This is a genomic window from Leclercia sp. LSNIH8 (genome assembly GCF_002920195.1).
Classification (GTDB): Bacteria; Pseudomonadota; Gammaproteobacteria; order Enterobacterales; family Enterobacteriaceae; genus Enterobacter.
In genome coordinates this window covers 784,799-793,902 of the sequence record NZ_PQJY01000001.1, presented here as the reverse complement: position 1 = coordinate 793,902, position 9,104 = coordinate 784,799, and the positions used below count along the sequence as shown (strand labels likewise).

The 9,104-nt window shown below is 57.7% G+C and carries 12 protein-coding genes; 8 read left to right on the top strand and 4 right to left on the bottom strand.

Annotated elements, in window-relative coordinates; translation table 11 throughout:
• The first annotated feature begins 5 nt into the window (after nt 1–5).
• Genes rutC through rutG form a run of 5 tightly spaced genes read left to right on the top strand, consistent with a single transcriptional unit; the run spans nt 6 to nt 3,646 of the window.
• A complete protein-coding gene (gene rutC / locus C3406_RS03885; protein WP_103823659.1) occupies nt 6–392 on the top strand; it encodes a pyrimidine utilization protein C in 387 nt (128 codons plus the stop codon).
• Nucleotides 393–399: 7 nt separating this feature from the next.
• On the top strand, nt 400–1,212 hold the full coding sequence (rutD, locus tag C3406_RS03880; protein WP_103823658.1) for a pyrimidine utilization protein D: 813 nt from the start codon (nt 400–402) through the stop codon (nt 1,210–1,212).
• Nucleotides 1,209–1,799: a malonic semialdehyde reductase gene (locus C3406_RS03875; protein WP_103823657.1), complete on the top strand. Its 591-nt coding sequence runs from the start codon at nt 1,209–1,211 to the stop codon at nt 1,797–1,799. Before rutD ends, C3406_RS03875 begins: the two co-directional genes overlap by 4 nt.
• A 9-nt stretch (nt 1,800–1,808) precedes the next feature.
• Nucleotides 1,809–2,300, top strand: a complete 492-nt coding sequence (gene rutF, locus C3406_RS03870) for an NADH-dependent FMN reductase RutF (RefSeq protein ID WP_103823656.1) — start codon at nt 1,809–1,811, stop codon at nt 2,298–2,300.
• A 20-nt stretch (nt 2,301–2,320) separates the two neighbouring features.
• On the top strand, nt 2,321–3,646 hold the full coding sequence (rutG, locus tag C3406_RS03865) for a pyrimidine utilization transport protein G (RefSeq protein WP_103823655.1): 1,326 nt from the start codon (nt 2,321–2,323) through the stop codon (nt 3,644–3,646).
• On the opposite strand, the gene C3406_RS03860 is transcribed toward rutG, so the two are convergent.
• Together C3406_RS03860 and C3406_RS03855 are read right to left on the bottom strand one after the other, a co-directional pair.
• The gene (locus tag C3406_RS03860; RefSeq protein WP_103823654.1) at nt 3,637–4,554 is read right to left on the bottom strand and encodes a DMT family transporter; all 918 of its coding nucleotides are present in this window, start codon (nt 4,552–4,554) and stop codon (nt 3,637–3,639) included. The genes rutG and C3406_RS03860 overlap by 10 nt on opposite strands.
• Nucleotides 4,555–4,694: 140 nt before the next feature.
• Nucleotides 4,695–4,871: a con-10 family general stress protein gene (locus C3406_RS03855; RefSeq protein ID WP_032617468.1), complete on the bottom strand. Its 177-nt coding sequence runs from the start codon at nt 4,869–4,871 to the stop codon at nt 4,695–4,697.
• A 394-nt stretch (nt 4,872–5,265) separates the two neighbouring features.
• On the opposite strand from C3406_RS03855, the gene wrbA reads away from it, so the two are divergent.
• Both wrbA and C3406_RS03845 read left to right on the top strand, forming a co-directional pair.
• A complete protein-coding gene (wrbA, locus tag C3406_RS03850) occupies nt 5,266–5,862 on the top strand; it encodes an NAD(P)H:quinone oxidoreductase (RefSeq protein WP_103823653.1) in 597 nt (198 codons plus the stop codon).
• Between the two features lie 20 nt (nt 5,863–5,882).
• Nucleotides 5,883–6,110, top strand: coding sequence for a YccJ family protein (locus C3406_RS03845; protein WP_103179015.1), 228 nt, complete (start codon nt 5,883–5,885; stop codon nt 6,108–6,110).
• A gap of 144 nt (nt 6,111–6,254) precedes the next feature.
• On the opposite strand, the gene agp is transcribed toward C3406_RS03845, so the two are convergent.
• Complete coding sequence (gene agp / locus C3406_RS03840; protein WP_103823652.1) at nt 6,255–7,496, bottom strand: bifunctional glucose-1-phosphatase/inositol phosphatase; 1,242 nt, start codon at nt 7,494–7,496, stop codon at nt 6,255–6,257.
• Nucleotides 7,497–7,641: 145 nt separating this feature from the next.
• On the opposite strand from agp, the gene C3406_RS03835 reads away from it, so the two are divergent.
• On the top strand, nt 7,642–8,091 hold the full coding sequence (locus C3406_RS03835; RefSeq protein ID WP_103823651.1) for a winged helix-turn-helix transcriptional regulator: 450 nt from the start codon (nt 7,642–7,644) through the stop codon (nt 8,089–8,091).
• A 65-nt stretch (nt 8,092–8,156) separates the two neighbouring features.
• Here the strand turns inward: C3406_RS03835 and C3406_RS03830 are convergent, their stop codons facing one another.
• Complete coding sequence (locus C3406_RS03830; protein ID WP_103823650.1) at nt 8,157–8,633, bottom strand: nuclear transport factor 2 family protein; 477 nt, start codon at nt 8,631–8,633, stop codon at nt 8,157–8,159.
• Between the last annotated feature and the right edge of the window lie 471 nt (nt 8,634–9,104).

The window sequence follows — 9,104 nt, the reverse complement described above, 5'->3', positions numbered from 1 at the left end:
ACCTTATGCCGAAATCTGTGATTATCCCCCAGGGCACCAGCACGCCGATTGCCCCCTTCGTCCCCGGCACCCTGGCGGACGGGGTGGTTTACGTCTCGGGCACCCTGCCGTTCGACGCGGACAATAATGTGGTGTTTCCCGATGACCCAAAGGCGCAAACCCGCCACGTGCTGCAGACCATCCAGCGCGTTATCGAAACGGCGGGCGGGACCATGGCGGACGTGACCTTCAACAGCATCTTTATTACCGACTGGAAAAACTACGCCGCGATTAACGAGATCTACGCCGAATTTTTCCCCGGCGATAAACCGGCGCGCTTCTGTATTCAGTGCGGGCTGGTGAAACCCGAGGCGCTGGTGGAGATTGCCACCATCGCCCACATTGGCCGCTGAGGTTGTCATGAATCTATCCATTTCACCGCCGCCCTTTGCGGACGCGCCGGTTGTGGTGCTGATCGCCGGACTGGGGGGCTGCGGCAGCTACTGGCTGCCTCAGCTCGCCGACCTGGAGCAAGGGTATCAGGTGGTCTGCTACGACCAGCGCGGCACCGGCAATAACCCCGGCGAGCTGCCGGAAGATTACACCCTGGCAGCGATGGCCGACGAGCTGTGGCAGGCGCTCTCTCTCGCAGGGATCGCGCGGTTCAGCGTGGTGGGCCATGCCCTGGGGGCGCTTATCGGCCTGCAGCTGGCAGTGGATCACCCGCAGGCGATCGGTGCCCTGGTGTGCGTTAACGGCTGGCTGACGCTGCATTCCCATACCCGCCGCTGCTTCCAGATCCGCGAGCGGCTGCTGCATGCCGGAGGGGCGCAGGCGTGGGTGGAAGCCCAGCCGCTCTTTCTCTATCCCGCCGACTGGATGGCGGCCCGCCAGCCGCGCATGGAGGCGGAAGAGGCGCTGGCCCTGGCCCACTTCCAGGGCAAAACCACGCTCCTGCGCAGGCTGAATGCCCTGAAGCGGGCCGATTTCAGCCGCCAGACGGCGCGCATTCACTGCCCGGTGCAGATAATGTGCGCCGCCGACGATCTGCTGGTGCCCTCGGTCTGTTCAGCAGAGCTGCATGCCGCCCTGCCCGGCAGCCTGCTTACCGTGATGCCCCGGGGCGGACACGCCTGCAACGTGACCGAGCCGGAGGCGTTTAACGCCCTGCTGCAAAACGGGCTCGCCAGCCTGCTGCACCGCCACGAACGTTTACTGAAGGAGTTGCCATGAGTGAAGCCATCACCCCGACGGCGCAGCATGCGCTGTTTACCGAAGCGCGAACCCACAACGGCTGGCTGGATCGTCCGGTCAGCGACGAGACGCTGCGCGAAATCTATGACCTGATGAAGTGGGGGCCCACCTCCGCCAACTGCTCTCCGGCGCGGATGGTCTTTATCCGCACCCCGGAAGGCAAAGAGAAGCTGCGCCCAGCCCTCTCCAGCGGCAACCTGCAAAAGACCCTCACCGCCCCGGTGACGGTTATCGTTGCCTGGGACAGTCAGTTTTACGACCGTCTGCCGGAGCTGTTCCCCCACGGCGATGCCCGGAGCTGGTTTACCGCCAGCCCACAGCTCGCCGAGGAGACCGCCTTTCGCAACAGCACCATGCAGGCGGCCTATCTGATCGTTGCCTGCAGGGCGCTGGGGCTGGACACCGGGCCGATGTCCGGTTTTGACCGGGAGAAGGTGGACGCGGCCTTCTTCACCGGCAGCAACCTGAAAAGCAATCTGCTGATCAATATCGGCTACGGCGATACCAGCAAACTCTACGGGCGACTGCCCCGCCTGAGTTTTGAAGACGCCTGCGGGCTGGCATAAGGAGCCACCATGAATATCGATAAACAAACGTTTCGTGATGCCATGGCCTGTCTGGGCGCGGCGGTCAATATTATCACCACCGACGGCCCGGCCGGCCAGGCGGGCTTTACCGCCAGCGCGGTATGCAGCGTGACCGACTCACCGCCAACGCTGCTGGTGTGCCTGAATCGTAGCGCCTCGGTGTGGCCGGTGTTTAACGACAACCGCACCCTGTGCGTCAATACCCTGAGCGCCGGGCAGGAGTCGCTCTCGAATCTGTTTGGCGGCAAAACCCCGATGGCCGACCGCTTTGCCGCAGCAGGCTGGCAGACGGGCGCCACCGGCTGTCCACGTCTCGACGAGGCGCTGGCCTCGTTCGACTGCCGCATTAGCCAGGTGGTGAGCGTCGGCACCCACGACATTCTGTTTTGCGAGATCGTTGCAATAACCCGCCACCCGGTGCCCCAGGGCCTGGTGTGGTTTGACCGCGGCTACCACGCGCTGATGCGACCCGCCTGTTAATCCTCCTTAAGGAGCAGCTGATGGCACTATTCGGTTTTCCTCACTGGCAGTTGAAATCGACCTCCTCTGATAGCGGCGTGGTCGCGCCGGATGAACGTCTCCCGCTGGCGCAAACCGCGGTGATGGGGGTGCAGCATGCGGTGGCGATGTTTGGCGCCACGGTGCTGATGCCCATTCTGATGGGGCTGGATCCTAACCTGTCGATTCTGATGTCGGGCATTGGCACCCTGCTCTTCTTTTTCATCACCGGCGGACGGGTGCCGAGCTATCTCGGCTCCAGCGCTGCCTTTGTCGGGGTGGTGATTGCCGCCACCGGTTTTTCCGGCCAGGGGGTAAACCCGCAGCTGAGCGTGGCGCTGGGCGGGATCATCGCCTGCGGGGCAATCTACACCGCGGTCGGTCTGGTGGTGATGAAGCTGGGCACCCGCTGGATCGAACGCCTGATGCCGCCGGTGGTCACCGGGGCGGTGGTGATGGCGATTGGCCTCAACCTGGCGCCTATCGCCGTCAAAGGGGTCTCCGGCTCCGCCTTTGACAGCTGGATGGCGGTAATGACGGTGCTCTGCATCGGCCTGGTGGCGGTGTTTACCCGGGGGATGATCCAGCGGCTGCTGATCCTGGTGGGGCTGATACTTGCCTGCCTGCTCTACGGTCTGCTGACCAGTGTCTTCGGGTTCGGTAAACCGGTCGATTTTGCTCTCGTGCAACAGGCGGCGTGGTTTGGCCTTCCGCAACTCACCTCGCCCACCTTTAACGGTCAGGCGATCATGCTGATTGCCCCGGTAGCGGTGATCCTGGTGGCGGAAAACCTCGGCCATTTGAAAGCGGTGGCCGGCATGACCGGACGCAATATGGACCCCTATATGGGGCGAGCATTTGTGGGAGACGGGCTGGCGACCATGCTGTCGGGTTCGGTGGGCGGCAGCGGCGTGACCACCTATGCCGAGAATATCGGCGTGATGGCGGTCACCAAGGTCTACTCGACGCTGGTCTTCGTGGCGGCAGCGGTGATTGCCGTGCTGCTCGGCTTTTCACCTAAATTCGGTGCCTTGATCCACACCATCCCAGGGCCGGTGATTGGCGGTGCGTCGATTGTGGTGTTTGGCCTGATTGCGGTGGCCGGGGCGCGGATCTGGGTGCAGAACCATGTTGATCTCAGCCAGAACGGCAACCTAATTATGGTCGCCGTAACGCTGGTGCTGGGTGCGGGGGATTTTGCCCTTTCGCTCGGCGGCTTTACCCTGGGCGGGATCGGCACGGCCACCTTTGGCGCGATTGCCCTTAACGCCCTGCTCAGCCGCCGGATGGCGGGGGTGACGCAGGGCACAGTGGCAACTCAGGACTGATCCAGCGTGGCGCTGTCGTCCGGCAGCGCCTTCTTTTTCCTTTTCAGCTTCAGCTCACTCACCAGCACGCCCGCGATGATAAAGGCGGCACCCACCAGGGCGAGCAGCGGCAGGCGCTCCCCGGCCAGACGGCCAAAGATCCCCGCCCAGACCGGTTCGCCGGTATAGATAACGGTCGCCCGGGTTGGCGAGACGCTGCGCTGGGCCCAGTTCATGGTCACCTGAATAATGGCGCTGAAAATCCCCAGCCCAAGGGCCACCATCCACAGCCCTGCCGACATCGGCGGAACCGACTCCCCGGCTGGGATCATGGTCAGAAACGCCACCAGCGAGGCGGTCGCCAGCTGCACGACGGTGACACGCTTGACGTCCACCTTTCCAGCCCAGGCGCTGATGAGGATGATCTCGGCGGCAATCGCCACCGCGCCCACCAGGGTGATCATCTCTCCAGGCCCGAGCGCCAGCAGGTTATCTTCCGGCCCTGCCAGCAGGATCAGCCCGATAAAGGCCAGCACAATGCCGATGCAGGACATCATTCCCGGCATACGGCGCAGGCAGAGCCACTGCAGCAGCGGCACCAGCGGGACATACATGGCGGTAATAAACGCCGATTTACTGCTGGGAATAGTCTGTAATCCCCAGGTTTGCAGGCTGTAGCCCATCGCGATCGCCACCCCGATCGCCAGCCCCGCTTTCAGTTCGGTCAGGGTCAGGCCGCGCAGGGTTTTGAGCGAAATGAGCGCCACCGCCAGCGCAGCCGTGGCAAAACGCAGGCCGACAAAGAAGAAAGGGCCGCTCTGCGTGACGGCGTACTGTACGGCAAGAAAGGTCCCACCCCAGAACATGGTGATAAGGATCAGGATCGCTTCCTGCGGTTTGATCGAAAAGGCATAACGGGAGAGAGACATGGGGCACCAGCACAAAGAGTCAATCCGCTAGTGTGGAAGGAATTTGATAACACTTCAATAACAGGCATAAAAAAACCGCCGGGGATCCCGGCGGCGGGGGTGCCAGAGGTCAAAAGACCCCTACTTCAGACGGCTGCAACTCAACTGCTCTTGTTGCCGCCATGGCTATTTTTGCCCCCTTTTTTGCCAGCTTCGGATGCACGTTGAGGGTCGTTTTTAAAGTTACCCCCACTTTGCTGGCCACCTTTACGTCCTGCTTCTGATGCTCTTTCACGGTCTTCTGCAAAATTACCTGACCCACCACGATGGTTTGCCATGTCGGACCTCCAGAGTTAAAAACATAAGATTTAATTCTGCATTCAGTGAAAGCGAATTCTTCCACCTGACGACGCTAAAAAAGAGTCTTTAACTGCGCCGCGTGAACTTAAGCTTAGTGGAGCAGGCGCATTCGGCCAGCGAATCGTAATATCCTGCAATACGATATCAGCCTTTTGTATGAAGCCTGCCGAAACGGAACCATAAGCCTTTCTTATCATTCCGAAAATTTGCCCTAGTGAAAATGTTTCATTTTGCTACGACGAAAGTCTGTCATTCTTTATTGTTTAAAATCAAATAAATGGCGTCCAGATTTGCAGTCTCGCTGTCACGTCATATCTTTAAAAGAGGGCAGCATGCCGCTGACCGTAAAAATCATGCGAGGAGTGAAGCGAAATGACGAAAATTCTGGTGCTCTACTATTCCATGTACGGACACATCGAAACCATGGCTCATGCAGTTGCGGAAGGCGCCAGGAAAATCGAGGGGGTTGAGGTGGTGATCAAACGCGTACCGGAAACCATGCAGGCAGAAGCTTTTGCCAAAGCGGGCGGTAAAGCGCAGGACGCGCCGGTGGCCTCCCCGCAGGAACTGGGCGATTATGACGCAATCATCTTTGGTACCCCAACGCGCTTCGGCAATATGGCCGGCCAGATGCGCACCTTCCTCGACCAGACCGGAGGATTGTGGGCCAAAAATGCGTTACTCGGCAAAGTCGCCAGCGTGTTCAGCTCCACCGGCACCGGTGGCGGACAGGAGCAGACCATCACCTCAACCTGGACCACCCTTGCGCACCACGGGATGGTGATTGTGCCCATCGGCTACGGCACCCCGGAACTGTTTGATCTTTCCCAGCTCCGTGGCGGTACGCCGTATGGCGCAACAACGATTGCCGGGGGGGACGGTTCACGTCAGCCTTCGGAAGCAGAACTGAACATTGCCCGCTATCAGGGTGAATATGTCGCCGGCCTGGCTGCTAAACTGAAAGGTTAACTCTCAACAGGAGGATTACTATGCCAACTCAAGAAGCTAAAGCACATCGCGTCGGGGAATTTGCGCGTTTACGTAATACGTCACCGGAGATCGCTGAGGCGATTTTTGAAGTCGCAAAATATGACGAAAAACTGGCAGAGAAAATCTGGGAAGAAGGTAATGATGAAGTTCTGATGTTAGCCTTCCAAAAAACCGACAAAGACTCGCTGTTCTGGGGCGAGCAGACCATCGAGCGCAAAAACGTCTGATAACCGTGCGGACAAAAAACGCCTGATGGCGCTACGCTTATCAGGCCTACGGGATTCGTAACCAGAGTTGGATTTTGTAGGTCGGGTAAGCGAAACGCCACCCGACATTTCAGCCCCTCTCCCCTTCAGGGAGAGGGGCTGAACTTACTGCGCCGCGGTATTCATTACCTTATTAAAGCTCTCCACCGGACAGAATCCGTCAGCATCCACCGGACAGCCATTCAGCTCCAGGGTAACGCGCTGGGCCGGGGCTTCTAACGTCAGCACCTGGGCATTACGCAGCTGCTCGGTACTCTGATAGACATACTCAATTTTCATCAAATCGCGATTGCCAGTTTTGTCGTGCCAGCGCTGGAAGACGATCTTGCCGCCAATCGGCGTGCGCTCGTACTGGCCGTGAAGCTGATAGGGTTTAAAATCCAGCGCTTTCAGCAGGGAGGCGATGTTGGAGTCATGCCCCACCAGCACGGTGATTTTTGGCGCTTTCGCCCGATCGGTGACCAGTGCGTTATCGATATATTTCACCAGCGGTTTCGCCACGTTACGCGCCACCTCTGCCGAGGTAAAAAGCGAATCCTGATAGCCATTTTTCAGCTGAGAGAGCACCCGCCACTGCTGGTCGGTTTTGATCTCGCCCCACGCCACCTGATCCAGCGGGAAGCCTTCGTAATACTGCAAGGTGAAGGCGTCCACCAGCGAGTTACCTACCTTCAGCGGACCGGATACGCCAGGCTCTTTCTGGTACTCGGCGCTGTAGGTGTCTTTCGCGTCCGTCAGGGAACAGACCTGTTTCTCTTTGCAGGACGGAGACTGTTTGTAGTCGGTCATCTGCTCCAGCAGTTTGTAGCTCTCATCAAGCTGCATCCCCTGACGTTCTTTGTTCATCGCCTGTAGCGCTTTTTCGCGGAATTCCGGGGAGTTGTCGGTGATCACCGGGTTAAACGTGGGGTCCATAGTGCCCATCTGTTCCTGATGGTGCACCGGCACATCACAGCCCGGGAACGCGCCGGTAATGAAGAACTGTGCGGTCGCCACCGTGCGTTGCAGGCTGTTGGCATAGGCATAGACGCTGTTCGCTGCCGGACACTCCCCGGCGGTCATCAGCCCCTGTTCTGCCAGCCATTCACGCATGTAGTGCCCCATGTAGACTTCCAGCACCCCACCTTTGGTGGTGAGCTGCCCGCCAGGCACATCCCACTCAGGCCATTTTTCCGGGGTCGACAGCTCCAGCACGCTGCCGTTATTGGCCAGCGGCGCACGCAGGTTATGACGGCTCATGATCAGAACCTGTTCCAGCTGATACCCTTCCGGCGCGGTTTGCGCCTGAACGCCACCAGAGAGCCCGATGCTGCCCGCCACGGCGACAGCGATTAGTGCTTTTCTCATCCCTAATTCCTCACCTGTTTATTGTCGTTAACAGTGTGACAGATCTGTGACGAATTACCTGGAGCCTGCCCGCAAAGTGACGGCTTGCTTTGTACGCGGGAGTAATTGGTTTTATAATTAAACTTACTGCTGATAAGGAGAGACCGTGAAACGTACCCGCCTCGAAGAGAGTCCCTGTCCTGTCGCCCGCTCGCTGGATATTATCGGCGACTGGTGGTCCCTGCTGATTGTGCGTGATGCCCTGAGCGGCATTACGCGTTTTGGTGAGTTTCAGAAAAGCCTCGGCATCGCCAAAAACATGCTGGCGACCCGGCTGAAGCTGCTGGTGGACGAAGGCATCCTGACGCTGCAACCCGCCTCCGACGGCAGCGCCTGGCAGGAGTATGTGCTGACCACGAAAGGCCGCGAACTGCAAACCGTGCTGCTGGCGCTCTCGCAGTGGGGAAATGAACACCTGTTCGCCGAGGGGGATACCGGTACGGTGCTGGTGGACGCGCGGGATCGCCAGCCGTTACGCAAGCTCACAATGGTGGCGAGTGATGGGCGGGAGCTGGGGCCAGGTGAGGTAGTGGCGAAGTATCCGCAGGCGAAATAACTGAGTGAAATAACACAAACGCCCGACCAGGACCGTTGCCGGGCGTTGCGGAATAAAACGGGACGTTAAAGACCCAGTTCCGATAACCCTGGATGATCGTCAGGACGACGCCCCAGCGGCCAGTGGAATTTACGTTCGCTTTCCTTGATAGGCATGTCGTTGATGCAGGCGAAACGGCGTTGCATCAGGCCATCTTCGCCAAATTCCCAGTTCTCATTTCCGTAAGAGCGGAACCAGTTACCGGAATCATCGCGCCATTCATAAGCGTAACGGACGGCAATGCGGTTGCCGCCAAATGCCCATAATTCTTTAATCAGGCGATACTCAAGTTCTTTTTTCCATTTACGTTCCAGGAAGCATTTAGCTTCTTCGCGATTATTCGCAAATTCTGCGCGATTACGCCATTTGGTATCCAGAGAATAGGCCAGCGCGACTTTTTCGGCGTCGCGGCTATTCCAGCCATCTTCAGCAAGCCTGACTTTTTCAATTGCTGATTCAAGCGTAAACGGAGGCAGTGGCGGACGAATTTGTGCATCAGACATGGTTAAGACTCCTGTAAATTGGGATAGAGGGTTAATACGCATTTTCGAGAGACAGACATAAACTATTCCCCCTGTTATATAACGTCCTTTTCATTCATGGCGGTTTTGCAAAATGCAGTCGCGCAATATCCATTTATCAGAGAATTCTTGTTGTCCATGCACTCATGGTAGAACGATCGTTCTACCTCGTCAAGTGTGTGTCTGTAAAAGGATTAAAAAAATAAAAAATGCCATTATCGATATTCTTATTTTACCGCCCCTTACAAGCAAGCCAACAAATTTTGTTTGTATACAACAAAATATGATTATAGCGCCTTAATTTTATGGCCTTTGCGATACGAAAGTCGTATCCGATCAGAATAAAAAAGGCGGCAGGGAATAGCGTCGGGAATAAATATCCAACAAGGGAGAAGATATTTATGAAATTTTATATTCTGTTCATAAAAACAGAATATAAGTATGAAAGGTATG

What these genes read in the sequence shown, in the direction of transcription:
- C3406_RS03855 (WP_032617468.1), bottom strand. Translation starts at nt 4,871, where the DNA reads ATGGCAAACCATCGTGGTGGGTCAGGTAATTTTGCAGAAGACCGTGAA.
- rutG (WP_103823655.1), top strand. Translation starts at nt 2,321, where the DNA reads ATGGCACTATTCGGTTTTCCTCACTGGCAGTTGAAATCGACCTCCTCT.
- wrbA (WP_103823653.1), top strand. Translation starts at nt 5,266, where the DNA reads ATGACGAAAATTCTGGTGCTCTACTATTCCATGTACGGACACATCGAA.
- rutC (WP_103823659.1), top strand. Translation starts at nt 6, where the DNA reads ATGCCGAAATCTGTGATTATCCCCCAGGGCACCAGCACGCCGATTGCC.
- C3406_RS03845 (WP_103179015.1), top strand. Translation starts at nt 5,883, where the DNA reads ATGCCAACTCAAGAAGCTAAAGCACATCGCGTCGGGGAATTTGCGCGT.
- rutD (WP_103823658.1), top strand. Translation starts at nt 400, where the DNA reads ATGAATCTATCCATTTCACCGCCGCCCTTTGCGGACGCGCCGGTTGTG.
- agp (WP_103823652.1), bottom strand. Translation starts at nt 7,496, where the DNA reads ATGAGAAAAGCACTAATCGCTGTCGCCGTGGCGGGCAGCATCGGGCTC.
- rutF (WP_103823656.1), top strand. Translation starts at nt 1,809, where the DNA reads ATGAATATCGATAAACAAACGTTTCGTGATGCCATGGCCTGTCTGGGC.
- C3406_RS03830 (WP_103823650.1), bottom strand. Translation starts at nt 8,633, where the DNA reads ATGTCTGATGCACAAATTCGTCCGCCACTGCCTCCGTTTACGCTTGAA.
- C3406_RS03860 (WP_103823654.1), bottom strand. Translation starts at nt 4,554, where the DNA reads ATGTCTCTCTCCCGTTATGCCTTTTCGATCAAACCGCAGGAAGCGATC.
- C3406_RS03875 (WP_103823657.1), top strand. Translation starts at nt 1,209, where the DNA reads ATGAGTGAAGCCATCACCCCGACGGCGCAGCATGCGCTGTTTACCGAA.